Genomic DNA, 25,924 nt, shown 5'->3' with positions numbered 1-25,924 from the left:
GTTATGGAGGATGTTAGCTATGCTGAAAACTTATTTTTAAAAGCAGATACTCTTATTTCAGAAGGAAAGATCCCTGAAGGGAAAGAGCTTTTAGAAGAATTATTACAACAATATCCTGATTATGGAAGAGCACACAATCATTTAGGGTGGATCTACTGTACAAAATACAGTAATTATGAAAAAGGAGAATATCATTATAAATTAGCAATGAAATTTGCTCCAAAATATCCACCTCCTTATCTAAATTACACTTATTTATTGATAGAAGTTGCTCGTTATCAGGAAGCAAAGATGCTTATTAAGCATACTTTAGATACTATAGAAGGGGTTGATAAGGCTTCATTTTATAGTGAATCGGGTAGAATATATGAAATAGAAAAAAACTATTTGGAGTCTTATAAATATTATGCAGAAGCCAGAGATGGTGCGACAAATCCTATTTTTATTGATAATATGAATATCAATCTGAATAGGTTAAAGAATAAAATGAGTACATTTGAAAAAATTAAATTGAGGTTTAAATAATATATAAAAACTAAGTTATGGCTTATAATCTTTTAAAAGGAAAAAGAGGAATTATATTCGGTGCTCTAGATGAAAATTCTATTGCTTGGAAAACAGCAGAAAGAGTGCACGAAGAAGGAGGAACTTTTGTGTTGACTAATGCTCCTATTGCAATGAGAATGGGAACAATTAATCAGTTAGCAGAAAAAACAGGTTCACAAATCATTCCTGCTGACGCTACTTCTGTTGAAGATATTGAGAATTTGGTTGAGAAAGCTACAGAAATTTTAGGAGGTAAAATTGATTTTGTTTTACATTCAATTGGAATGTCAGTTAATGTAAGAAAAGGAAATCATTATACGGATATGAATTATGACTTTACAAATAAAGGATGGGATGTATCTGCCGTTTCTTTTCATAAAGTAATGCAGGTTTTGTATAAAAAAGATGCAATGAACGAATGGGGAAGTATTGTAGCGCTTACTTATATGGCGGCACAACGTGTTTTTCCTAACTATAATGATATGGCAGATAATAAGGCTTATTTAGAGTCTATTGCCAGAAGCTTCGGATATTTCTTTGGTAAAGATAAAAAAGTAAGAGTAAATACAATTTCTCAGTCACCAACACCAACTACAGCAGGGCAGGGAGTGAAAGGGTTTGATGGTTTTATTACTTTTGCAGATAAAATGTCTCCTCTTGGAAATGCAACTGCTATGGATTGTGCTAATTATACTGTGGCAATGTTCTCTGATCTGACAAGAAAAGTAACATTACAGAATTTATATAATGATGGAGGTTTTTCGAATACAGGAGTAAGTCAGGAAATAATTGAGGCTCTTTCGGAATAATTTTCTCGTAATTTCATATTATTTTATTCAAAAGCTACTTTTTTAGTAGCTTTTGTTTTTTTTAACATTTACCTTTGCCTGAATGATTTAGGTTCATATTCTCATTAAATAAGACTTTTAAGCATGAATTAAGACTATTTCTAAACGGAAATAAAGTTCTTATAGCTATACTATTTTCAGATCTGAACATTTTATTATACAAAAAAACAAAATTAGTTTATGAATTATTCATTTATAATTCCTGTTTATAATCGACCGGATGAAGTAGAAGAACTTTTGGAAAGTCTTTTAAAACAGTCTTTTTCGGATGATTTTGAAATAGTTATTGTTGAAGACGGTTCAGTAGTAACCTGTGAGGAAGTAGTTCAGAAATTTCAGAATAGATTAAAGGTTTCTTATTATTTTAAATTGAATTCAGGTCCGGGGGATTCCAGAAATTTTGGAATGAAAAAGGCAAAAGGAGATTATTTTATCATTCTGGATTCAGATTGTATTCTTCCGCCAGAGTATTTAGAACAAGTGGATTTGGCTTTGCAGCAGGAATATGTGGATTGTTTTGGCGGTCCGGATAAGGCTCTGGATTCTTTTTCCGATATTCAGAAAGCAATTAATTTTGCAATGACTTCTTTTATGACCACAGGAGGTATTCGTGGAGGTTCTGAGAAAATAGATAAATTTCAGCCGAGAAGTTTTAATATGGGGATTTCCAAAAAAGCTTTTGAATTTTCGGGAGGTTTTGGAAATATTCATCCGGGTGAAGATCCTGATCTGTCTATCAGATTATGGAATATGGGATTTAAAACCAGATTAGTATCTACTGCGTATGTGTATCATAAAAGGAGAATAGACTGGTCTCGATTTTATACACAGGTTAACAAATTTGGAAAAGTAAGACCAATCCTGAACAGCTGGTATCCGGAGTATAATAAAATAACATATTTTTTTCCTTCGTGTTTTATAATAGGGTTTTTACCGGCATTACTTTTTGCTATTATTTTTGGAATAACAGTTTTTGTAGAATTATATAGTTTATATTTTATACTATTATTTATTTTATCCGTTATATATAATAAAAGTATCAAAATAGGAGTATTATCTATTTTTGCTGTGATAATACAGTTTTACGGTTATGGAAAAGGTTTTTTAATATCCTATATTAATATTGTTTTATTTAAGAAAAAACCACAGGAAGTATTTCCGGAATTATTTTTTAAAATCTGATATATTATGAAAGAAAAACAGATAACAAAAATAATAGGGTTAACGGGAGGAATAGGAAGTGGAAAAACGACTATTGCTCTTTATTTTGAATCTTTAGGTGTTCCGGTTTATATAGCTGATTCAGAGGCTAAAAAATTAATGAAAACTCCTTTGATTATTAATAAAATTAAAGATATATTTGGCACGGAAGTGGTTGAGGGAGGTGTTTTAAACAGAGAAAAAATTGCACAGATTGTTTTCAATGATAAAATAAAGCTGGAACAACTCAATGCGATAATCCATCCTGCTGTAAAGGAACACTTTAAAAAATGGTTTTTATCTCATAAAGATCAGTCTTTTGTAATAAAAGAAGCTGCTATTTTATTTGAAAGCGGAAGTTATAAAGACTGTGATGCAGTAATATTAGTTTTTGCTTCTGAAGAGATTCGAATTGAACGGGTTATGAAAAGAGATCATATTAGTAGAGAAAAAGTATTGGAAAGGATAAAGAATCAGTGGAATGATGATGATAAAAAAGTGTTAAGTGATTATATAATTGATAATACTGATGTTGAAATAGCAAAAAAACAGGTGGAAAACATTTATAAAGAATTAAAATAATAATAAATTAGAGTTTTTTTGTTAATTTTTGGTTAATAAGTATCTTTTGTATGTGTTAAAATGTTAATTTTGTCTCGATGAATAAGATGTTGTTTCGTTTACTTGTTGTTATGATGAGTATGTCCCTGATAGGGATTATTTTAGTTCAAGTTTATTGGATTAAATCATCAATAGAAAATAATGAAGAACAGTTTAAATATCATGTTAAGCAGGTAATAGGAAATGTTGCAGATAAATTGCAAGAGCAGGAAACGTATAGTTATCTGAGTGTGTACAATCAGTTGAAAGACAGTATTGGTAAAGCTCCGAGACAGAGTGATCTGAAAGAATTTTTTTATGTTCAGACAGATCGCAGAACAAATGAAACTATAATTTACTCGAACAGCATAATCCCTCAGGATTACAGTATAAGTTCTTCGTTCTTTGATAAAAAGTTGGATTCAGTGAAACTTAAGAATTTTGTTTCTAAAAGGCGTACTGAAGTATATGATGGTAATTTAGTTGATAATTCTAAGCTTCAGAATACTACTACTCCAAATTTAAAGATTGAGAAATCAGGAAAGCTGGAGATTCTGGATAAAGCCCAGTTTCAGATCTTTTTTAAAGATATAGCTGCTCTGAAACCTATTCAGGACAGAGTGTCTAAAGAAAAATTAGAAGCATTGCTTAAAAATGAAATGGAGAACAACGGAGTGAATACTCCTTTTGAATTTGGGATTTATAGTGGAGGTTTAGCGACTAAAGTAAAATCGGATAAATTTAAGTATGATATTAATACAACATATGGAAATAAGATCTTTGTAGATAACGAAGGGAACAGTAATTTTCAATTATTAGTTAGTTTTCCTAAGAAACAGAGCTTTATATTTTCATCATTAATAGGAATTACAAGTTTATCTATTATATTTACACTAATTATTCTTTTAGCGTATGTGAGTGCGTTAAATCAATTGATAAAACAGCGTCAGATTTCTGAAATTAAAACTGATTTCATTAATAATATGACACACGAATTTAAAACACCTATTGCTACTATTAATTTAGCTTTAGATGCAATAAAGAATCCTAAGATTATAGATGACAAAGAAAAAATTCAGCGTTATCTGCAGATGATCAGGGATGAAAATAAAAGAATGCATGCACAGGTTGAAAATGTGTTACGAATTTCCAAGCTTGAAAAAAGAGAACTGGAAATTAAAAAAGAACCGATGGATGTTAATGACATAATTGAGGATGCAATTGAACATGTAAATTTAATTATTGAAGACAGAGGAGGAACGATAACAACACATTTTGACGCAAAGAGAACAACAATATTACTTAACGATGTTCACTTTACAAATGTAATAGTAAATGTGTTAGATAATGCAATAAAATATTCACCGGAGATGCCCAAAATTGATGTTTTTACAGAGAATGTAAAAGATTTTATTTTAATAAAAATAAAAGATCGGGGGGCGGGAATGAGTAAAGTAGCTCAAAAGAGAATTTTTGAAAAATTTTACCGAGAGCATACTGGAGATTTACATAACGTTAAAGGGCATGGTTTAGGTTTGGCCTACGTTAAACGGATAGTTGATGATCACAATGGTCAAATATTCGTTGAAAGTGAAAAAGGAAAAGGAAGTACCTTTATTATAAAATTACCATTAATTAATTAGGATATGGAAACTGTAAACAAAAAAATACTCTTAGTTGAGGATGATCCGAACTTCGGATCTATTTTAAAAGATTATCTAATGCTCAATGATTTCGAAGTAACATTGGCTAAAAACGGAATGGAAGGATTCGAAAAATTCAAGAGAGATACATTTGATTTATGTATTCTTGATGTGATGATGCCATACAAAGACGGCTATACTTTAGCAAAAGAGATCAGAGAGAAAAATAAAGAAATTCCTTTGATTTTCCTGACTGCAAAATCAATGAAAGAAGATGTACTAAAAGGTTATAAAGTAGGTGCGGATGATTATTTGAATAAACCTTTTGATTCTGAAGTGCTTTTAATGAAAATAAGAGCTATTATTCAGAGAAAAGCTTCTGAGGTTAAAACGGATAATACTAAATTCGAATTCGAAATAGGAAACTTCCATCTAAACTCTAAATTACGTTTTCTGACTTTCAAAAATCAGGAACCAATTAAATTATCTCCAAAAGAAAATGAATTACTGAAAATGTTGGCTATTCATGAAAATGATCTTATGCCAAGAGAATTAGCTCTAACAAAAATCTGGAGAGATGATAATTACTTTACATCAAGAAGTATGGACGTTTATATTGCAAAACTTCGTAAATATCTGAAATTAGATGAAGAGGTTGAGATATTGAATATCCATGGAGAAGGATTCAGATTAGTTGTAAAAAACAAAACTGAAAAGTAAAATATTAAATACCATAAAAGGTCTGATTTCAAATCAGACCTTTTTTATTTCCAGTTCAGTTGTAAGGCAAAATAAATCTTATTTTCGTTTGATATAGTATAGAGTGCTTCTTCAGAATTGGTGTTCTGATTTATATCTACAAAGTCTCCATATTTTAACTCTTTAAGAAAGTTCATGTCAAAGCTTTTTATTTTCTGTTTGATTATAGCTTCATAATCGACCAAATCCAGACACCATTCCAGATACTTTACATTATTTACATGATTCACAATATCAAGATCAGAAAGAACTGTTTTTCTACTGAATACTTTTTCCATGTTCTTGTTAATGTTTATTTTTGAAAAGTTTTCTTTTGTAGCCTGATTTTCTGAAAAAGGGGTAAAGAAATGCTCATAAGGAAATGCTATTATTTCGGGTCTTCTTGATCTGGTATTAAATACAACCCAAAAAGTGGTTGATCCGATTATTTTTTCATTATTTAAATAGACTTCAAGAGCTCTTGCTGATCTGGAACCCTGAAGATCATTAATCCATGTTTTTATTGTAATAGTATCTTTCCATTTAGGAAGTTTGTCGATTTCAACGCGTATTCTGCTTAGAACCCATGCCTGATCGTGTACTTGCATATCGGAAAAACTGAGCCCTCCACTTTCAGCGTGGTCTCCTCCTGTAAGTTGTAGCATGTTACAGAGTTCTGTATATTTCAGATAACCATTTGGCGTACATTGTGTAAAATCGATCTTCCAGTCTTTACTGAATACGGGAGTGAAATTAGTATCTATGGGCATATGTTTTTATTTTAAATTTTTATCTTTGATAAGATATAATCTATGATGCTGTCTTTTGGGGTTTGATAATCAAACCATTTTGTATCATTTTCTTTTTTAAACCAGGTTAATTGTCTTTTTGAAAATCGTCTGGTATTTTTTTTAATTTCTTCAATAGCAAAATCTAAATCATATTCTCCTCGGAAATAATTAAAAAGTTCCCGATAGCCTACGGTTTGAAGCGCATTTAGTTTAGAGTCCGGATATAAAGCTTTTGCTTCTTCTAATAATCCCTGAGCTATCATTATATCTACGCGTTGATTGATGCGATCATAAATAACAGGTCTGTCAGCTTCTAAACCGATCTTTATTGGAATGAATTCACGTATATTCTTTTTCTGATTCAGGAAGGAAGAGTAGGGTTTTCCGGTGCTGATACAAATTTCGAGAGCTCGCATCAGGCGTTGTGGATTTTCTCTGGCAATAACAGCATAATGTGCCGGATCTTTTTCTTTTAGTTCTTCTTGCAGATATTCAATTCCTTTTTGTTCGTAATTAGTAATGATTTGATTTCGAATTTCTATGGGAACTTCTGGAAAATCATCGAATCCTTTCAGAACAGCATTTACATATAATCCTGAACCACCAACCATCACAACAAAATTGTTATGCTGAAACAGCTCTTTTAGTTTCAGTAATGCTTCTCTTTCAAAATCTCCTACAGTATAAGTGTCAAAGATAGATTTGTTATGTATGAAATGATGTTTTACGGCTGTTAGTTCTTCTTTTGAGGGTACGGCGGTACCTATTGTCATTTCTTTAAAAAACTGTCTGGAATCGCATGAGATGATCTCGCAGTTCAGAGTTTGTGCAATGGCGATGCTCATCGCTGTTTTGCCAATAGCGGTTGGTCCAGTAATTGTTATTAAATATTTATTTTCCATTTTCTTCTAAAGCATTTCCACATTTATAACAGAAATGGGAATCGTAATTATGGTCTTTAGCATTACAGTATTTACATGGTTTTCCTGTTTTTGGGGTCTTATTTTGTTTATTTGTAAAAGCAAATTCAGCAGAAACGATTCCTGTAGGTACTGCAATAATTCCGTAACCGAGTATCATAATAAAGGTTGCAATTGTCTGTCCTAAAGGGGTAGCAGGGGCAATATCACCATATCCAACTGTGGTCAGAGTAACAATACACCAGTAAATACTTTTTGGGATACTGGTAAATCCACTTTCTTTACTTTCTACTACATACATTATGGCTCCCAGTAATATAGATATTACAAGAATAGAATAAACAAAAACAATGATTTTATTGCGGCTTCTTTTAAGAGCGTCTTTGAGTTGTGTTGCCTGACCGGAAAACTGTACGAGATTCAGAATTCTGAATACTCTTAGAAGTCTTAAGGCTCTGATCACGGATAGCATTCTGGAATTAGGAATGAAAAACGATAAATACATCGGGAGTATTGAGATCAGATCTACGATACCATAGAAACTGAAAATAAAACTAATCGGTTTTTTTATTGCGATGATCCGTAATATATATTCGATCGTAAAAAAGATGGTAATGATCCATTCGGATACAATTAGAAAAGTATGGTATTTAGAATCCAGTTTTTCAACGGATTCCAGCATTACTAAAAGTACACTCAGCAGAATGACAAATAAAAGAATAATATCAAATAGTTTACCGGCAACTGTATTGGTACCATATAAAATAATATGTATTTTCTGCCTTAAAACATCATATTTAGATTTCAGTGTTCTCATAGTACTGTTTTTAGATAAAATGATTCTTAAAAATAGAGTGTCTTTAAAGCTTTTCTTTTTCTTATATAGCTCTGAATACTATTTCTGGTATCTCGATTATTTTCCATTGGTGTTATAATGTTTTTCAGGATTTCTATATTGTTTATTTGATAGTTCAGATCATAGAAAGCATAACCTATATATATACCGTTTTCAATAAGTATTGCACTGCGTTCTTCTATTGTCCTTCCTTTGTCAACCAGAACTATATTTTGTTTTCGAAACTGGTTTTTTTCTATAAAATCCAGAACGCGGGCATTGTACTCAGAAGCATTTTCTTCCGGAATATCAGTATTGACCGATTTAAAAAGATCTTGGTTCTGGGTATCATTGGTATGATTCAGTTTTTCGGAAAGTTGATATTCTTTGGTTATTTTTACCAGTTCATTTTTTCCGTCCAGAAAGGTGGTAAAAGAGAGTATTTCTTTTTTTCTACCGTCTGTTTTTCTCAATATTAAACTGAGATATCCGTTCTGATTTTTTTCGGAATATAAAGACCAGGGGTATAGTGTTTTTTTTCGGATTTTATTATAGATGGGTTTATTGATTCTGATCTCTTCTTTTTCTTTTAGTAAAGCGATCAGTTCGCTGCCTGTATTTTCATAAGTTATTGCATATACTTCATTCTGAATTTTTTTGTTGGTTCTGGATGTGGCTGTAAAATGCTGATTAACTCTTTTTTTAATATTCTTACTTTTTCCGATAAAAATAATACTTCCGTCTTCTTTATGGATATAATAGATGCCGGTTACGGATGGAACGGATTCTGTCAGATCTTGTAGTTTTGGAGAAATACCGGGTTTTACTTCTGTTTTGATAAAGTTTTTTACAATTTCCTTTTTTAGGTCTTTGTTTAAAAGCATTTTGAACAGCTTTACTGTTGCGAGTGCATCACCGTTTGCCCGATGTCTGTCTGCGATAGGAATTCCTAAGGCATAAACGAGTTTGCCTAAACTGTAAGATTTCTGATCGGGGATTAATTGTTTGGACAATTCAACGGTACATAATGTTTCCCGATTGAAATCATATCCCAGTCGTTTGAATTCTGTTCTGAGTATACGGTAATCAAATTGAGCATTATGTGCGACTACAACGCAATCGGCTGTTATTTCTATGATACGTTTGGCTATTTCATAAAACTTTGGGGCACTACGTAACATGGCATTGTTGATACCTGTTAATTTTATAACGAAAGGTTGGATAGGGATTTCCGGATTGACTAAACTGATAAACTGGTCTACAATTTCATGACCATCAAATTTATATATAGCAATTTCGGTGATGCCTTCCTGATTATATTGTCCTCCTGTGGTTTCTATGTCAAGTATTGCGTACAAAATGAATTGTTATTACTATTAAAATATAATCAGTGTTAGTTTCGTGTTCCAAATATGCTGCTTCCTATTCTTACCATTGTACTGCCACATTCGATTGCTAAGGCATAATCACCACTCATTCCCATAGATAGTATTTTGGGATTGAAATTTTGAGTTTTGTTCTGTTTTGATATCTGGTCGAAAATGGATTTTAAATACAGGAATTCTTTCTTGATCTGATTCTGATCTTCTGTGAAGGTTGCCATTCCCATTAGACCGGTAATTTTGATGTTTTCCATTTTTATGAGGTCTTCAGACTGAAGGAGTTCTTCCAGTTCTTCCTGATTCAGACCAAATTTAGTATCTTCTTCGGCAATATGAATCTGTAATAGACAATCAATAACCCGATTGTTCTTTAGGGCTTGTTTATTGACTTCTTTTAATAGCTTTAAACTGTCAATGCCATGGATCAGATTAACGAAAGGAGCCATGAATTTAACTTTATTGGTTTGTACATGACCGATCATATGCCATTGTATGTCTTTGGGCATTTGTTCGTATTTATCGGACATTTCTTGTATTTTATTTTCTCCAAAAACACGTTGTCCGGCTTCATAAGCTTCTGTCAGGTCGCTGACCGGTTTTGTTTTTGAAACAGCAACCAGAGTGACTGTTGAAGGAATAGTGCTTTTTATATGTTGTAAATTTTCCTGAATAGACATTTTTGTTGTATTAAAAAAGTGAATCTTAAGACTTAAAAATTTAAGGGTTCTTTTATTCGTCTAAGATACAGTTAAACTTTTAATTATAATTCATATATAATTAATCCGCTTCTGAATTTAGGTTCGATATAAGTACTTTTTGGCGGCATGATCAGATTGTCATCCGCTATTTGTCTGATTTCTGAAATTTCTGTCGGGAATAACATAAATCCAACTTCAAATTCGCCTTCGTCCACTAACGTTTTTATGGTTGTTATGGGTAGTTTTCCGGGAATATATTCAATACGTTCATCGTTTCTCAGATCTTCTATTCCCAGTATATTGTGTAATACTTTGTCATACAGAATCTGTGCGTCTAATTTTTCCAGAATAGTGTTGAAACTGATATTTTCTTCTTTTAGTTTTAAGGAATAGAATTCTCCGTCAAGATACATTCCGAATTCAAATTTACCGGAGGGTTTCCAGAGTTCTTGCTCTTTATTCTTTATTTCAAAATCTGTTGTTAGCTGATTTAAAAATTCTGCTTTTGAGAGTCCGTTCAGATCGCGGATAACTCTGTTAAACTCATAGATTTTGACATTACTTTCGGCAATAAGAAAACTCATGAAATAGTTCAGGTTGTTGTTATCTGAATCTTTATCCTGTTCGAATAATAATTCTGCTGATGCGGAACGATGATGCCCATCGGCAATGTATAAATTGTTGATCTTTTCAAATTGTTCTTGTAGCCACTTTATTTCGGTGTCGTCTTTAATTCTCCACAGTGTATGCATATCTCTGTTTAGTGAGGAGAATTTATAAAGTGGACGTGTTCGTTTTTTCTGATTGATCCAGTTATTTACTATTTCATTATCGGGGTAGGTTATGAGAACAGGTTCTGTATTAAAGCCGGTCTGATGAAGATAATCTTTAAAAAGTTCTACACGATATTGTAAAGTGTCTTCGTGTTTTTTGATAATATTGTTCTGATAGTCTGTGATTGATGTTCCTGCTATGATTCCGATAAATGTCTGGTTTTTAGACTGTATCTCATATAGGAATAGGGTAGGTTTATCTTCTTTTTTTAAGATATTTTCTTCTTTAAAATCATGATATTTCTGCGAGACTAATTTAAAGCGTTTTTCTACACTGATTGTTTGCTGATGCAGGTAGGCAGGATTTAGTATATGGAGGAAAGAAAAGGGATTGAAATCCAGTTGAGAGGCTAATTCAGCAGGGGTATATTCTTCATAGGAGCGTGAGGTTACTAAACTTACTTTATCACGTGTAGGTCGAACTGCTTTGAAAGGAATTATTTTTGCCATGATATAATTAATAATAAAACAATAACAATTGATAATATGATGTATTTATTTATTATCAATTGTTATTTATAAATTTTTAGTTTAAGAAAACTGTTTTGCGGTTTTCTCTGCTTTTTTAGAAGCGGAATAGTCATAGAAACCTTCACCGGATTTTACACCAAGTTTTCCGGCTCTGACCATATTTACTAATAATGGGCAGGGAGCATATTTTGGATTTTTGAAACCGTCATACATTACATTCAGGATTGCGAGACATACGTCAAGTCCGATAAAGTCTGCTAATTGTAATGGTCCCATGGGGTGTCCCATTCCCAGTTTCATCACTGTGTCTATCTCATAAACACCGGCAACGCCGTTATATAGGGTTTCAATGGCTTCATTAATCATTGGCATCAGGATTCTGTTTGCGACAAAACCAGGATAATCGTTTACTTCTACAGGAACTTTCCCTAATTGTACGGACAGATCCATAATGGTTTTAGTTACTGCGTCTGAGGTATTATATCCTCTGATGATCTCTACCAGTTTCATGATCGGTACAGGGTTCATAAAGTGCATACCAATTACTCTTTCGGGGCTAGAGACTACGGCTCCAATTTGTGTAATTGAAATAGATGAAGTATTGGTTGCCAGAATAGTATCTACGGAACAAAAATCATTTAGTTGTTTGAAAATGTTAAGTTTTAATTCTACGTTTTCAGTAGCTGCTTCTACAACTAAATCGACGTTTACTACACCATCTTTGATGTCGGTATAGGTAATGATATTTCCGATTGTTTTTAATTTGTCTGCTTCGGTAATTGTGCCTTTTGCAACCATTCTGTCCAGATTTCCGGCAATGGTAGTCATCCCTTTATCTAATGATTTTTCTGAAACATCTATTAGTTTAACCTGAAAACCACTCTGAGCAAAGGTATGTGCGATACCGTTTCCCATTGTTCCTGCTCCTATAACTGCTATATTTTTCATTCCTGATTTGTAATTTTTAAGGTTGTAATTTATTTTTTAAAACATTCGATAATCTGATACGCTACTCTTAATGCTTCTGTTCCGTCCTCTAGTGTTACTATTGGGGTTGTGTTATTGTTAATAGCGTCTGCAAATGTTTCTAATTCATCTAGTATGGCATTGTTCTGATGTACGTCGGGATTATCATAATAGATTTGTTTTTTAACACCTTCTGCATTTTGCAGAATCATATCAAAATCTCCAGGAACTTCGGGAGCTTCTTTCATTTTGACTACTTCACAAATCTTTTCAAGATAATCAACGGAGATGTAAGCGTCTTTTTGGAAAAAACGAGCTTTACGCATATTTTTCATTGAAATTCGGCTTGAGGTTACATTGGCAACACAACCGTTTTCAAATTCAATACGGGCATTTGCAATATCGGGTGAATCGCTTATTACAGAAACTCCACTGGCGCTTATGTTTTTTACTCTGGATTTTACTACACTCAGAATGGCATCTATATCATGAATCATCAGATCGAGAACTACGGGAACATCTGTACCCCGAGGATTAAATTCTGCAAGCCGATGGGTTTCGATAAACATTGGGTTTTCAATTTTATCTTTAACGGCTTTAAATGCGGGATTAAATCGTTCTACGTGTCCAACCTGACCTTTTACATTGTATTGTTTTGCTAAGGCTATTATTTCTTTTGCTTCTTCTATTGTGTTAGAGATCGGTTTTTCCAGAAAAATATGTTTTTTAGCTTTAATAGCTTCTTTAGCACATTCATAATGCGATAGTGTGGGAGTTACAATGTCAACAACATCTACAGCTTGTATTAGTTCTGAAATTGAGTTAAAATTCTTGTAACCGAATTCTTTAGCTACTTTTTGAGCGTTTTCCTGATTGGGATCGTAAAAACCAACTAACTCATATTTTTGTGATTGCTGTAATAAACGCAAATGTATTTTCCCCAGGTGACCGGCACCTAATACTCCGACTTTAAGCATATAAATGTATTTTAAACAAATTTAATATTATTTAGGTATTATTCAATATATATATCGCAAAATAAATTGGACTTTGATTCTAATTATTAAAGGTTACGGGGGGAGTTCGGGGAAAGCTTGGAAATTGATTAAGGTTTCTTATTTTTGCAAATCTAAATATTAATTTATCTTGAAAGATACTACAAAACATCAGGGTCTTAGAAATCAGTTAGCTACAGTTTTACGGGAAAAAGGTATTACTGATAAGAATGTGTTGGAAGCGGTTAAAAAAATTCCAAGGCATTTATTTTTAAATTCAAGTTTTGAGGATTTTGCTTATCAGGATAAAGCTTTTCCGATTGGATCGGGACAAACGATTTCTCAGCCTTATACGGTTGCTTTTCAGTCTCAGTTGCTGGAGGTTAAGAAGGATGATTCTATATTAGAAATAGGAACGGGATCGGGGTATCAAACAGCGGTTCTTTATCTGATGGGAGCGAGGGTATACAGTATTGAAAGACAGAATGAGCTGTTTAAAAAAACATCTTTGTTATTGCCTAAGTTAGGGATTAGACCTAAGTTATTGACTTTTGGGGATGGTTATAAGGGATTACCTAATTATGCGCCTTTTGATAGTATTATTGTAACGGCGGGTGCTCCAATAATTCCGAAAGCATTGATGAGCCAGTTAAAGATAGGAGGGAGATTAGTAATTCCGCTGGGAGAAGATCCGCAAATTATGACTTTACTGATAAGGAAGAATGAAACGCAGTTTGAAAAACACGAGTTTGGAGAATTCCGTTTTGTTCCATTATTAGAAGATAAAAATTAAAAAAGTCCTGAATTGTAATTCAGGACTTTTTTAATTTAAAATGCTTTTTTGATTCTGTCAATATCACGGTTTACATCACGTTCTTTGATAGACTCTCGTTTATCATAATTCTTTTTACCCTTACATAAACCAATTTCGAGTTTAGCGAGTCCTTTTTCATTGGTATAGAGTTTTAAAGGAATGATGGTAAGTCCTTTTGTCTGAACGCTTTTTGCAAGGCTTCTGAGCTCTCTTCTGTTTAGTAAGAGTTTGCGTTCGCTTCTTGCTTTATGGTTGAACTGATTTCCAAAGGAGTATTCTTCAACATACATATTGATGGCGAAAAGTTCGTCATTACTGAATTCACAGAAACTTTCTGTTATAGATGCTTTTCCTAAACGTATGGATTTAATCTCGGTGCCGGATAGAACAATCCCTGCACTAAATTTTTCGAGAATCTCGTAATCGAATCTGGCTCTTTTATTAAGTATGTTAATCTTTTTAATCATAAGTGTGGCAAAGGTAATAACAAAATAGTGAAAGTCAAATAGAGAGAGGAAAAAGTTAAATTTTTTTAAAATTCAAATCATGATTTTTATCATCTTTTATGATACATAAGTTGGCTATTTTTGACCTAATAATTAAAACAAATACATTATGAGAAAAATATTTCTAACTGTTATGGCTTTGTCTCTATTCGCTGCGAATAGTTCTTTTGCACAAGAGAAAAATGACAATAATGAGTTTAAAAAATGGCAAGTAAGATTAAGGGGAGTCGGAATAGTTCCAAACACACATGGTTCTCCTGAGGTTATAGGTGGGAAAGTGGATATTGATAATAGTTTTATTCCGGAATTAGATTTCACTTATTTTTTCACAAAAAATATTGCGGCAGAATTGATTTTGGGTACATCAAAACATGATGTGGCAGCAAAAGGAACAGCTGTAGGGGATCTTGATTTAGGAAGTGTTTGGTTATTGCCTCCAACGTTAACGGTTCAGTATCATTTTTATCCATCGGAGATTTTTAAACCTTATGTTGGTGCGGGTGTGAACTATACGATTTTTTATAGTGAAAAATCGGGTGATGCAGCCGGTATTAGTTATGATAATAAATTTGGGTATGCATTTCAGGTTGGTTTTGATCTAATGTTAACGGATAAATTCTTTATTAACGTTGATGTTAAAAAAGTATTCCTAAAAACGGATGTTACTGTTGATGCTTCTAATTTAAATGGGGGAGCTACTTTAGATATTCCGGCATCAGTAAAAATAGATCCATTACTACTAGGTTTTGGTATCGGAATGAAATTTTAATTTTTGGGTTAGTTAAGTTTAAGTTAAGTTAAGTTGCGAGAAAGCCATACTCTATGGAATTAGGGTATGGTTTTTCGTTTTTATATAGATTTAGATATTGTATTTTTTCTAAATTTGCAGAATGCAAAATAAACAGATCAATAATCCTTTACACGGGATAACTTTAAAAATGATAGTGGAACAACTGGTTCTGTACTATGGTTTTGATACTTTAGGGGAGCTTATTCCGGTTAAATGCTTTAATGATAATCCTAGTGTTAAATCCAGTCTTACTTTTCTTAGAAAGACGGAATGGGCAAGGATAAAAGTGGAGGAACTTTATATTAAAACTTTACCTCTTATGTAAGAAGTGAAATGTTTTTTGTGAAATGTAAGATGACTGTTTAGAAGCCAGAGTGATTACATTTCACAAAAAACATTTTACAGTTTTACTATGCTTCTGCAATCCCTTTCCATCGTTTTATTATTCCGGAAAAGAAATACATATAGATTAGTATAATGAGTAGGTTAATAATCATAAAATGAAAGAAATGCTCTCTCATCCAGTAATATACGGGGGAATGGGGATCATAAATATAATCGCCGTTTTCATCGTATTGTGAGAGCTTAAAGCGGTATATTTCTGCTATAACCAAATAGAGTAAGGGTAATAAACCGGGGACTAACCATAATAATGAGTTTAGAATTATTCCGGATATTCCTTTCTTTTGACCGGAGAAAACGGTTTTTAGGAAAGAGATTAGTAGTCCAACGGTTAATAGAATCCACAGTATAGCATAAAGGAAAGATAATTTCCCTATAATAGCTAGTATACCAAATACTATTGAAATAATGCCTAAGGCGACCACTGTAATAAGCCATTCTCTGCCGGAGGTAACTTTAAAGGAAAAGATTAAAAGGGAAAGACCAAATCCAATATAAAATAAAGTAAGTGCTATTCCATAGTCAACTAATGGTTCATTCCATGCTTTATGTAGTTTATCGTGAGATTGTTTTAAGATGTTATAGGGAACATAATAACTTTTATTGGGTCTTATTTTTTCTTCTGTAACGGGTGCTTTTATGGATATAGTAGCAGACTCATCGTTATAAGAATTTTCTGATTTGTAAATAGTTGAGTAGGAATCAAAATTAGGGAAATCATATGTTTTTTGTAACCATTCTTTGCTTGTTATATTTGATTTTAGATTGTATTTGCCGGCTATTTTAAAGAAAGAGTTCATTATGTTTTGTACTGAATCTTTTTGATTTTCAAACAACCAGTTTTTTACTCTCATTGCATTAAGAGAATCTTTTGTTTCCGGAATATAGGAATAGCTATCAATCTTTTTATTAAACAGGGATTTGTAAGCATATTTTTCGCCTCTGTATTCGATAGTATCAACAGGTATACCGATACTGGTGGAATCTGTTTCTATCCATTCTTGTGAAGGAGCTTCAAAAGAACCATCAATAAACAGGGAAGACATGCTGATTATTTCGGAACGTTTTAGTGCTTCTTCTTTAGAAATGTAGCTTCTCTTTTTTAAATTCTGTCCTGAATTTATTGACAGATAATAGGTTGAGTTCAATATGCAAACTATGAGAATAAGTAACCATTCTTTATATAATATAGTATTGTTTTTGGGGTAAAAGGATTTAAAACCATTATTTCTGGAATAGAAAACCATCCAGATAATGAAGGTCAGAATAGATACTAAAACACTGAAAAAAACAATAATGACTTCGTATTCTGTGTCATAATAACGACTGTATTCTCTTGTGAAATCAATTGATGTGAAAATATATCCTAAACCAAAGAATAATAGATGAAACAGAATAATCAGAGCTGAAACAGGAATGATTTTCATATTCCACAAAAGTGGATTTGTAAGGAGCAGATCTTTTTGAATTTTTTTGAACATAGTAAGAGGTATTTAAGAAACAAAAAAGCGTCTTGTGGAATTAGATATATTTCTGAAATATTGTAAATGAATCTGATTCTGAATGCAGATATTCATAAAATCATAGATTGTAACGGATGATGAAAAGGTAGCTATATAGGTTCCTCCGTTAAATTCCAGTTGTTTTAAAGTATAAGAGCTTAATATTTCATTGAGTTGTTGTTGTGTCCTGTTGCTTTCGAATTCAATAATGAGAGGGAGTTCTGTGAGGTTGTCAGAATCTGTATCATATAAGTTTTTCTGCTCTCCATTTTTAAGGAAAATAACCTGATCGGAGGTTTTTTCTACTTCGTATAATTGTTGTGAACTGAGAATAATTCCAATAGGTCTGAAAGGAGATTTGGCAATTGATCTGAAATCTTCCAGAATAGTCTGTTGTGCAAGTATATCCAGGTTAGCTAAAGGTTCATCAATTAATAAAACTTTAGGTTTACGTAATAACATTCGGGCGAGTTCAAAACGCATTTTATAGCCTGAGGATAGGTCTTTCCAGTTGTAATTTCTGAATTTTCGCAGTCCTAATCGGGCAATTATTAACTCTACTATTAATTTATTTTCTTCAGGGGCATAGCCATAGCTGGCTGCAGTAAATTGTAAATTATCAAACATGGATCCATACCAGGTTGTGGTGCGTTGTGGTATGTAAACTAATTGTGTTCGAAGATGGTATTTGTCAGTAGATTTGAAATGATACTTCAGTTGTCCGTCTGTAGGTAATAATTCACCGCATAGTAAACGTAGTAAAGTTGTTTTTCCGTTACCGTTTTCACCTACTAATCCTATTATTTGTCCTTGTTTTATTTCGAAATCAATAGGACCTAGTCCAAAGCTGGAGTTTTTATAAGTCTTTCTAACCTGACGGGTACTAATCAGTAATTCATTTTGTTCTGTGTATTTAGGATCCAGAAAATGATATAAATCTTCTAACAATGAAATGAACTGTTCTTTTTTCTTTTCTAAATTTTCTGGATTTTCATCCAGCCAATTTAATAAATCATTTGTTTTTTTATAAAAAAGAAGATCTTCAGTATCCAGAGTAAGATCAATGACCCTTTTTGTAAGGAGGGTATAATCGTCAAATTTCAGATAGTCTTTAATGTGCTGAAATTGTTTTTGAAATTCATTCATAAAGTGAGATGTTTTTATAAAAAGTGAAAAGTGAAAAGTGAAAAGTAAAAAGTGAAATGTAAGATGGCTGTTTAGAAGACAGAGCGTTACATTTCACTTTTTACAAAAAAAACATTTTACAAGTTTACAGTTTATAGGAGATCATTATACCTCCTCTGTAAGGTAGCCATTCTCCACTTTTATTAAATTTTTTAGCTCCATCATATCTTTCTCCGGTACTTTTGTAATATCCTTTATACGCTCCGGACTGACTTCCGCCTCCTACAAAAATATCAATCATCCATTTGTCATTTAATCTCCATTCGTATCCTACAGTTGCTCCTAAGTACAGACTGTATCCTTTCTGGTATTTGTCTGTATTGGCATAATTCCATTTCTGGATATTATAGGCTCCACCTCCAACATGTGCTCCAGCATAAAATCCATTGAACTTTTCATGAAAATGGTAACGGACTTCGGGAAATAACATAACGGTTTTTATTGGAGAACCGTTAAATGATTCCCAGAAAGAGGCAAGTACATCTACTTGAAGTGTAGTTTTTTTACCAATACTGGTTTCTACTCCTACATGAGGAATGGCAACTAAAGCTGTTGCTCCATTAAATTTAACATATGTCTGACTGTGTAATAATCCTATATTGGAAAGTAAAATTAAAAAAAGTAATTTTTTCATTGTAGTATTTTTATGTAAATTTGTGTAAATCGGTGCAAAAGTAGGTATAAAACCGGATATTTATGTGTTATTGTATGATTTGATTTTTAAAGAGTAACTTCTTTATATAATGAAAAGTCTTTAATAAACAGATTGATATGTTATTCAGGGTTTAGTAAAGAATAGACTTTCGAATCGTAAAATTTACCTTCAAAAAAGCAGTTATCTTTAAAAAGGCCATCTGCTGTAAAGTTGTTTTTTTCCAGAAGTTTTCCGGATGCACTATTTTCCGGATCAATTACTGCTTCGATAGAATGTAGTTTCATTTCTTTAAAGCCATAATTGATAATTTCTTTTAAGGCTTCCTGCATAATGCCTTTTCTGTGAAAATCAGGATTCAGCATATAACCAATTTCTGCACGATAATGCTCTTTTTTCATTCTTACATAGCCTATGGTGCCTATTAATCTATTATTTTCTTTAAGTGCCATTCCCCAGTTAATAGCTTCATTGTTTTTTATAAGTGTATTGGTCAGATCAATATTAGCTATAGCATCTTCGATTGTAACGGCTAATGGTCTGGAAATGTATCGCATTACTTCTTTGTGGGAACGGAGATAGAACATCTCTTCTGCATCATTATGATCCAGTTGTCGTAAGATCAGACGTTCTGTTTTTAATTCGGGAAAAGGATTGAAATTCATATTTAAAATTGGTTTTAGGTTTAAAATTCTACGGGATGATTTATTAACTTTTTAAAAGAATATTCAATTTAGAACGATCAATAGAGTTATTCTTATAGAATTCTATTGTTTCTTTTTCCAGTTTTTTTATCTCTTTTTTATCTTTTATCTTTTTATAGTATAACAAATCGGTATATAACAGGTCTGCTTTTTCGACTACAGAATTATCTCGCTTATAGAGTGTATCAATCCATGTTTTTATTGGAGAAATATCAGATTTGTAGTTCAGAAGATCTAGATAATAGTTGATGATATAGAGTGCTGAGGTTGTATTTTCTCCTTCTTTTTTCATTACTTTTTGGAACAGTTCTAAAGCCTCTTTTTCCTGTTTCTCGTTTATTAATAAGGCTAATTCCTGTTGCCAGAAAAAAGCGTCGGGATTGTCATTTAATCCTGTTTTCAGGATCATCTCTTTTACTGATCTGATCTTTACTAAATCCCAGTTCTTTTTTTCTTCACGATTAATGGATCGGGACAGAATGTTTTCCAGTACTTTTATTTCGTTTCCTTCTTTTTTCCCTTTTTCAAATCCTTTTAAATCGTCAATGTGATTGATCCAGTAATTAAAGAATCCGTTCTCAATTTTAAAAACACTATTTTTTGTGATGATATAACTAGTTTGAGAGCCTAAGTTTTGCTTTGGGAAAGCATCAAACAGATCATCTGCAATCTTATTTACTAGGCTGTCTTTCTTATAGAGTTGCATTAAGTTAGAATATGCATATAATGTTTTGATACTTCGATCACCGGAATTGTATTTAGCACTTAAGCTTCCGGAGCGTTGTTTCGGGTTCAGAGCTGTTTTCCCTATTCTTATCATATAGTCGCTATCTGGCTTAGCTCCGGAATGATGTATAAAGTTTTTATCTGCATCAAAGAAGAAAAAGAAAGGAACACTTTCCGGTTTTAGTTCTGTTCTGCTTATGAATAGACTGTCTTCCTTTTTAATATTTTCGGTATTCAGTTTGTAACTGACAAAATTCTTATTGTAGAATTCGCTTACTTCTTTGTTTTTGAAAAAAGGTTCCAGTGTTTTGCAGACGGAACAGTACTGATTGTAATATTCTATAAAAACAGGTTTGTTTTCTTGTTTTGCTTTCTGGAAAGTAAGTTCAAGATCAGGTTCGAAATTTACACTTTGTGCAATACAAAAAATACTATTACATAAGATTATAAGGGCTAAAATTGTTTTTCCGGACATTTTAAAGGGATTTATAAGTCTCTGTGATTAGTTCTTTTCCGTATTTTCTTTCCAGTCGTCTTACAATGAAGTGACCTCGTGCCATATCCTGAAAGTGATCTATAAATATAGTATTGATAATAGCTCCGCCTGCAGCTCCGATAAGAGGAATTGCCTGAGCAGCTGCTTTTTGGGTAACCTGAATACTGAATCTTTCGGCTACTTTGAGAATGAATCGAACAAATATGGGAGCTCCTTCTTCTGCGATACCTTTTTCCAGAATGTACTTTGAAGAGGAGGAAAGCGTACGGCTTAAAGCGGTTCTTACGGCGAAATATCCTGTTTCTGTGCCATCATCGCTACTGGAAGTTCCTCCGAGAGCAAATACTTCTATACAAGCCAGTTTTGTTTCGATATTATTAAGTTCTTCTCCTTCGCTTCGGGCAATATCTGCTATAGAACGCATCATTATAGTGGTGGTAACGGGAAGTTCAAGGGCTAGGGCAGGGATACCAAAAAAACCTCCGAAACCTCCTGTTATGGCAACTGAAAACTTATGTAAATAGTTGGAAGATTTTTTATAGGATATTTTTTTCATAGTTACGATTGCAACTTCACTGGATTTCATTAAAGCAGTATTTACTACTTCTGATACGTTGGCATTCCAGTTATCCGGCAGTAATTCGATTCCTTTTTCTATTGGTCTTCCTATGAGGTTAGTGAGTTTAGAAGCTATTCCGGGGTTTTCTAATAAGTGCTTTGCATGTTTTAAATCATTCAGCTCCGTATCGGTCATAAGTCTGTTTTCTCAAAAATTAATGATTAAAAATAAAGCTTATTTTTAATAGTGGACTTGATTTATTACATTTTAGCATCAATTTAAGACATTAGAGAGGTGCTCTAAAAAATAGAAAAGAATTAAATTAACCTTTCTGGGATTAATCCGCTGAATAACAGAATTGTTGAATTAGGATTCAGTAGTTGTAAAATTGAAATATTAAATTATTTTTTCTGGATTTCCGGTTTCTCATTGGTATTGCCAAATGAGAAAAGAACTATAATTAGCGCTATAGCAGCAATTCCTAATAATTTATAATTTTCCATATTTATAAAATTTATATACTCTAATTAAGATGCTTTTTATCAAATAAGGTTGCGTTAGTATTGTTATTATTTCTATAGAACTGAAAAGACAGCTGAAATATTATATTTTATTATAATTTTAACAAGGTGTAAAATGTTGATTAATAGTGTTTTGATTTTTTGTAAAGTATTATTTAATTATACTGTAGATGTTTTATTTCTGTTTTTATAAATGGTATTCTGATAAAGCATGTTTCTTTAATAATTAAGTTTCTGTTTTAAAGATAATTAGGTTCTTTTATTAGTTTTACTGATAATGTACTATCAGACTGGATATGTTAAATTATACTTATATCTTATTGTAAAAAGAGTATTATGGAATTCTATTTTTATAAATTTATAATACAGATTTATCCCTATTAATTTATTTATAGCATTTTTATTATGATTAGAACATTTGAGAAAATAGAAAAAGAGAGCGTTGCTGATCTTGTATTTCCGGATACAGATGTGCTTGCTGATTCAAAAGAGAAACGTCAGAGAGAATCTGATTTAAACAGAGCTTTATCTCTGGGTAACCTAGAGCATACAAAGATTAAAATTTATTTTGAGGATACTATTTCTAAAAAGATGATCGAAACGACTGTTTGGGGTATAACGGACAAAAGAATTCTTCTTAAAAAAGGATTAACCATTCCAATTAACAGAGTGTATTCTATTGATTAAAACAAAACACCAATCTAAAAAGATTGGTGTTTTTTAAAATAAGTCCAATGTCGAAAGTCTTAAAGTTAGCTGAGCAGTGAATCAGTATTCAGTTTCGGTTTATAGTTTTCAAGGACTATCGATTACCTAGAAATTTTGTTTAAAGTCAGCTGAGCTACTAATAACATTTTACTTTTCACCTCTCACAAAACTATAAACTAGTCGGTGATATTACTCTGATTTCTAAATACCAGATGTCCGTCAAAGCTATCTAGTAAAATAATACTGTCTGTTGTTATTTTAGCTCCCAGAATCTCTTTTGATAATTCATTTAATACTTCTTTCTGGATTACTCTTTTTACCGGACGTGCTCCAAACTGAGGATCAAACCCTTTTTTAGCAAGATAATCGATCGCTTCGGGTGTGGCGTCTAATGTAATGTTCTGTAAAGCTAACATTTTAGTAACTGATTTTAATTGTAAGCCTACAATTTCTCTGATATTGGCTTCACTCAGTGGAGTAAACATTACAATATCGTCGATACGGTTAATAAATTCAGGTCTTACGGTTTGTTTCAGTAAGCTCAGAACCTCGTCTTTAGCAGCTTCGATAGCACTTTCCGGATCTCCTTTCAGGTTTTCGAATTTTTCCTGTATGATATGACTTCCCATGTTAGAGGTCATAATGATGATCGTATTTTTAAAATCAGCTAAACGTCCTTTATTATCAGTTAAACGTCCTTCATCGAGTACTTGTAACAGAATATTGAAGGTATCGGGATGTGCTTTTTCAATTTCATCTAATAATACAACGGAATACGGTTTTCTTCTTACGGCTTCGGTTAGCTGTCCGCCTTCATCATAACCCACATATCCTGGAGGTGCACCTACTAATCTGCTCACACTGTGACGCTCCTGATATTCACTCATATCGATACGGGTCATCGCGTTCTCGTCATCAAAGAGGTAGGAGGCAAGTGCTTTCGCTAATTCTGTTTTACCTACTCCGGTTGTTCCGAGGAACAGGAAAGAACCAATAGGTTTTTTAGTATCCTGTAATCCAGCACGGCTTCTTCTTACGGCATCACTTACTGCCTGAATTGCTTCTTCTTGACCTACGACTCTGCGGTGCAGTTCATCTTCCAGTTTTAATAGTTTTTCACGTTCGCTCTGTAGCATTTTGGTTACCGGAATTCCGGTCCATTTTGCTACAACTTCTGCAATATCTTCTTGGGTAACTTCTTCTTTAATAAGAGATTGTCCTTCTTTTTTCTGATTCTCTGCTAATTGTTTCTGTAGCTTTTCTAACTGTTCTTGTGCTTCTTTTATTTTACCATAACGTAATTCTGCTACTTTACCGTAGTCACCATCACGTTCTGCTCTTTCTGCATCTAGTTTGAAATTCTCAATTTCTGTTTTGGTAGACTGAATATGGTCTACAATATCTTTTTCAGATTTCCAGTTGGCATAAATTTCATTACGCTCCTCTTTTAGATTGGCTAATTCTAATCCTAAAGATTTCAGTTTTACTTCGTCATTTTCACGTTTTATCGCTTCAATTTCGATTTCCAGTTGCATGATTTTTCTGTCAAGAACGTCCAGATCTTCTGGTTTAGAGTTGATCTCCATACGTAATTTGGCAGCAGCTTCATCCATAAGGTCGATCGCTTTATCCGGTAAAAAACGGTTGGTAATATAACGTTGTGATAATTCTACAGCGGCAATAATAGCATCATCTTTAATACGTACCTGATGATGGGTCTCATATTTTTCTTTAATACCACGGAGAATAGAAATAGCACTTTCTGTATCCGGTTCTTCTACCATAATTTTCTGGAAACGACGTTCTAAGGCTTTGTCCTTTTCAAAATATTTCTGGTATTCATCTAGTGTTGTTGCACCAATTGCTCTGAGCTCTCCACGTGCTAATGCAGGTTTTAATATATTTGCCGCATCCATTGCTCCTTCACCACCTCCGGCACCGACAAGTGTATGTATCTCGTCAATGAACAGAATAATATCTCCTTCAGCGCTAGTAACTTCTTTTACAACGGATTTTAAACGTTCTTCAAATTCTCCTTTGTATTTGGCACCTGCAATCAGTGCTCCCATATCCAGAGAATAAACGACCTTATCTTTTAAGTTTTCGGGAACGTCACCTTGTATGATACGATGCGCTAAGCCTTCTGCAATAGCGGTTTTACCAACACCGGGTTCTCCAACGAGCATCGGATTATTTTTAGTTCGGCGGGAAAGAATCTGTAATACACGTCGGATTTCTTCGTCACGACCGATAACGGGATCCAGTTTACCATCATTTGCAAGCTGATTCAGGTTTTTGGCATATTTATTTAAGGAGTTATAGGTTTCTTCTGCACTTGCTGAGGTTACTCTTTCTCCTTTACGTAATTCGTCAATAGCGGCTTTTAGTCCTTTTTCAGTAACGCCCTGATCTTTCATGATCTGTGATACTTTACTTTTTGAACTGAAAATCGCTAATAGTAAATGTTCGATAGAAACAAATTCATCGTTCATTTTTTTAGCAATGATCTCTGCTTCATTCAGTGTGTTTCCGGCTTCTCGGGAAAACATAATATCGCCACCGGATACTTTTGGGAAATTCTGAATGGTACTGTCCAGAATTTGTCTGAATAATGGTACATTAACATTCAGTTTCTTTAGAATATAGGGTGCTACATTTTCATCTACTTCAAAAATAGCTTTGAAGATATGTTCGTTTTCGATTTGCTGATGTCCATAGCTTTGAGCAAGCTGTTGTGCCTGCTGAATCGCTTCTTGTGATTTTATTGTAAAATTATTTATGTTCATACTATTTATTTTTTAATTTTGGTAAATAGATTTCAATTTATATTCCAATAGGTAAAATCTGACAAAAAGTCTTAATTTGTTTTATTTCGAAAAGTAAAACACGACAT

Annotated in this window: 26 protein-coding genes; 10 read left to right on the top strand and 16 right to left on the bottom strand. The window is 32.8% G+C overall.

Features of this window, described 5'->3' with window-relative positions; genetic code table 11:
- The first annotated feature begins 3 nt into the window (after window positions 1-3).
- From AC4FQX_RS00985 to AC4FQX_RS00960, 6 genes are all read left to right on the top strand, one after another.
- Window positions 4-525 (top strand): tetratricopeptide repeat protein, encoded by a 522-nt coding sequence (locus tag AC4FQX_RS00985; RefSeq protein ID WP_491165795.1) that lies wholly within the window; start codon window positions 4-6, stop codon window positions 523-525.
- Between the two features lie 17 nt (window positions 526-542).
- Window positions 543-1,355: an enoyl-ACP reductase FabI gene (locus tag AC4FQX_RS00980; protein WP_491165794.1), complete on the top strand. Its 813-nt coding sequence runs from the start codon at window positions 543-545 to the stop codon at window positions 1,353-1,355.
- 219 nt (window positions 1,356-1,574) lie between these two features.
- On the top strand, window positions 1,575-2,576 hold the full coding sequence (locus AC4FQX_RS00975) for a glycosyltransferase family 2 protein (protein WP_491165793.1): 1,002 nt from the start codon (window positions 1,575-1,577) through the stop codon (window positions 2,574-2,576).
- A gap of 6 nt (window positions 2,577-2,582) precedes the next feature.
- Window positions 2,583-3,176 (top strand): dephospho-CoA kinase, encoded by a 594-nt coding sequence (coaE, locus tag AC4FQX_RS00970; RefSeq protein WP_491165792.1) that lies wholly within the window; start codon window positions 2,583-2,585, stop codon window positions 3,174-3,176.
- Between the two features lie 77 nt (window positions 3,177-3,253).
- Entirely contained in the window at window positions 3,254-4,837 is a 1,584-nt protein-coding gene (locus tag AC4FQX_RS00965) for a sensor histidine kinase (RefSeq protein ID WP_491165791.1), read from the top strand.
- Window positions 4,838-4,840: 3 nt separating this feature from the next.
- Window positions 4,841-5,557: a response regulator transcription factor gene (locus AC4FQX_RS00960; RefSeq protein ID WP_491165790.1), complete on the top strand. Its 717-nt coding sequence runs from the start codon at window positions 4,841-4,843 to the stop codon at window positions 5,555-5,557.
- A gap of 44 nt (window positions 5,558-5,601) precedes the next feature.
- Here the strand turns inward: AC4FQX_RS00960 and AC4FQX_RS00955 are convergent, their stop codons facing one another.
- The 8 genes from AC4FQX_RS00955 to AC4FQX_RS00920 all read right to left on the bottom strand — a co-directional run bounded on the left by AC4FQX_RS00955 (window position 5,602) and on the right by AC4FQX_RS00920 (window position 13,448).
- Window positions 5,602-6,345: an acyl-[acyl-carrier-protein] thioesterase gene (locus AC4FQX_RS00955; RefSeq protein ID WP_491165789.1), complete on the bottom strand. Its 744-nt coding sequence runs from the start codon at window positions 6,343-6,345 to the stop codon at window positions 5,602-5,604.
- Between the two features lie 11 nt (window positions 6,346-6,356).
- The gene (gene miaA, locus AC4FQX_RS00950; RefSeq protein ID WP_491165788.1) at window positions 6,357-7,268 is read right to left on the bottom strand and encodes a tRNA (adenosine(37)-N6)-dimethylallyltransferase MiaA; all 912 of its coding nucleotides are present in this window, start codon (window positions 7,266-7,268) and stop codon (window positions 6,357-6,359) included.
- Window positions 7,258-8,103: an ion transporter gene (locus AC4FQX_RS00945; protein ID WP_491165787.1), complete on the bottom strand. Its 846-nt coding sequence runs from the start codon at window positions 8,101-8,103 to the stop codon at window positions 7,258-7,260. Before AC4FQX_RS00945 ends, miaA begins: the two co-directional genes overlap by 11 nt.
- A 26-nt stretch (window positions 8,104-8,129) precedes the next feature.
- Complete coding sequence (locus AC4FQX_RS00940) at window positions 8,130-9,479, bottom strand: exonuclease domain-containing protein (protein ID WP_491165786.1); 1,350 nt, start codon at window positions 9,477-9,479, stop codon at window positions 8,130-8,132.
- Between the two features lie 35 nt (window positions 9,480-9,514).
- On the bottom strand, window positions 9,515-10,180 hold the full coding sequence (locus AC4FQX_RS00935; RefSeq protein ID WP_491165785.1) for a YggS family pyridoxal phosphate-dependent enzyme: 666 nt from the start codon (window positions 10,178-10,180) through the stop codon (window positions 9,515-9,517).
- A gap of 83 nt (window positions 10,181-10,263) precedes the next feature.
- A complete protein-coding gene (locus tag AC4FQX_RS00930) occupies window positions 10,264-11,484 on the bottom strand; it encodes a DUF1015 domain-containing protein (RefSeq protein WP_491165784.1) in 1,221 nt (406 codons plus the stop codon).
- Window positions 11,485-11,565: 81 nt separating this feature from the next.
- Window positions 11,566-12,453, bottom strand: coding sequence for a 3-hydroxyacyl-CoA dehydrogenase family protein (locus AC4FQX_RS00925; RefSeq protein ID WP_491165783.1), 888 nt, complete (start codon window positions 12,451-12,453; stop codon window positions 11,566-11,568).
- A 29-nt stretch (window positions 12,454-12,482) separates the two neighbouring features.
- Window positions 12,483-13,448, bottom strand: a complete 966-nt coding sequence (locus AC4FQX_RS00920; protein WP_491165782.1) for a Gfo/Idh/MocA family protein — start codon at window positions 13,446-13,448, stop codon at window positions 12,483-12,485.
- 169 nt (window positions 13,449-13,617) lie between these two features.
- On the opposite strand from AC4FQX_RS00920, the gene AC4FQX_RS00915 reads away from it, so the two are divergent.
- Window positions 13,618-14,259, top strand: coding sequence for a protein-L-isoaspartate(D-aspartate) O-methyltransferase (locus AC4FQX_RS00915; RefSeq protein WP_491165781.1), 642 nt, complete (start codon window positions 13,618-13,620; stop codon window positions 14,257-14,259).
- Between the two features lie 35 nt (window positions 14,260-14,294).
- Here the strand turns inward: AC4FQX_RS00915 and smpB are convergent, their stop codons facing one another.
- A complete protein-coding gene (smpB, locus tag AC4FQX_RS00910; protein ID WP_491165780.1) occupies window positions 14,295-14,747 on the bottom strand; it encodes an SsrA-binding protein SmpB in 453 nt (150 codons plus the stop codon).
- Window positions 14,748-14,895: 148 nt separating this feature from the next.
- Between smpB and AC4FQX_RS00905 the strand changes: the two genes are divergently transcribed.
- Both AC4FQX_RS00905 and AC4FQX_RS00900 read left to right on the top strand, forming a co-directional pair.
- Window positions 14,896-15,555, top strand: a complete 660-nt coding sequence (locus AC4FQX_RS00905) for an OmpW/AlkL family protein (RefSeq protein WP_491165779.1) — start codon at window positions 14,896-14,898, stop codon at window positions 15,553-15,555.
- Between the two features lie 121 nt (window positions 15,556-15,676).
- Window positions 15,677-15,901, top strand: a complete 225-nt coding sequence (locus AC4FQX_RS00900; protein WP_491165778.1) for a VF530 family protein — start codon at window positions 15,677-15,679, stop codon at window positions 15,899-15,901.
- Between the two features lie 85 nt (window positions 15,902-15,986).
- Here the strand turns inward: AC4FQX_RS00900 and AC4FQX_RS00895 are convergent, their stop codons facing one another.
- The 6 genes from AC4FQX_RS00895 to AC4FQX_RS00870 form a co-directional block, all read right to left on the bottom strand.
- Complete coding sequence (locus AC4FQX_RS00895; RefSeq protein WP_491165777.1) at window positions 15,987-17,459, bottom strand: hypothetical protein; 1,473 nt, start codon at window positions 17,457-17,459, stop codon at window positions 15,987-15,989.
- Between the two features lie 12 nt (window positions 17,460-17,471).
- Window positions 17,472-18,626 carry an ABC transporter ATP-binding protein gene (locus tag AC4FQX_RS00890; protein ID WP_491165776.1) on the bottom strand — a complete coding sequence of 385 codons (1,155 nt, stop codon included), beginning with the start codon at window positions 18,624-18,626 and terminating at the stop codon, window positions 17,472-17,474.
- A gap of 124 nt (window positions 18,627-18,750) precedes the next feature.
- Window positions 18,751-19,299 (bottom strand): DUF3575 domain-containing protein, encoded by a 549-nt coding sequence (locus AC4FQX_RS00885; protein ID WP_491165775.1) that lies wholly within the window; start codon window positions 19,297-19,299, stop codon window positions 18,751-18,753.
- 140 nt (window positions 19,300-19,439) lie between these two features.
- Window positions 19,440-19,982 carry a GNAT family N-acetyltransferase gene (locus AC4FQX_RS00880; RefSeq protein ID WP_491165774.1) on the bottom strand — a complete coding sequence of 181 codons (543 nt, stop codon included), beginning with the start codon at window positions 19,980-19,982 and terminating at the stop codon, window positions 19,440-19,442.
- 43 nt (window positions 19,983-20,025) lie between these two features.
- Complete coding sequence (locus tag AC4FQX_RS00875; protein WP_491165773.1) at window positions 20,026-21,222, bottom strand: thioredoxin family protein; 1,197 nt, start codon at window positions 21,220-21,222, stop codon at window positions 20,026-20,028.
- Between the two features lies 1 nt (window position 21,223).
- Window positions 21,224-21,997: an EcsC family protein gene (locus AC4FQX_RS00870; RefSeq protein WP_491165772.1), complete on the bottom strand. Its 774-nt coding sequence runs from the start codon at window positions 21,995-21,997 to the stop codon at window positions 21,224-21,226.
- A gap of 731 nt (window positions 21,998-22,728) precedes the next feature.
- Between AC4FQX_RS00870 and AC4FQX_RS00865 the strand changes: the two genes are divergently transcribed.
- On the top strand, window positions 22,729-23,010 hold the full coding sequence (locus AC4FQX_RS00865) for a hypothetical protein (protein WP_491165771.1): 282 nt from the start codon (window positions 22,729-22,731) through the stop codon (window positions 23,008-23,010).
- 197 nt (window positions 23,011-23,207) lie between these two features.
- Here AC4FQX_RS00865 and clpB read toward each other — a convergent pair whose 3' ends face one another.
- A complete protein-coding gene (gene clpB, locus AC4FQX_RS00860) occupies window positions 23,208-25,817 on the bottom strand; it encodes an ATP-dependent chaperone ClpB (RefSeq protein WP_491165770.1) in 2,610 nt (869 codons plus the stop codon).
- Window positions 25,818-25,924: the final 107 nt, after the last annotated feature.

This window comes from Flavobacterium sp. AK-301 (assembly GCF_058310215.1).
This window is presented reverse-complemented; position numbering and strand designations above follow the sequence as displayed.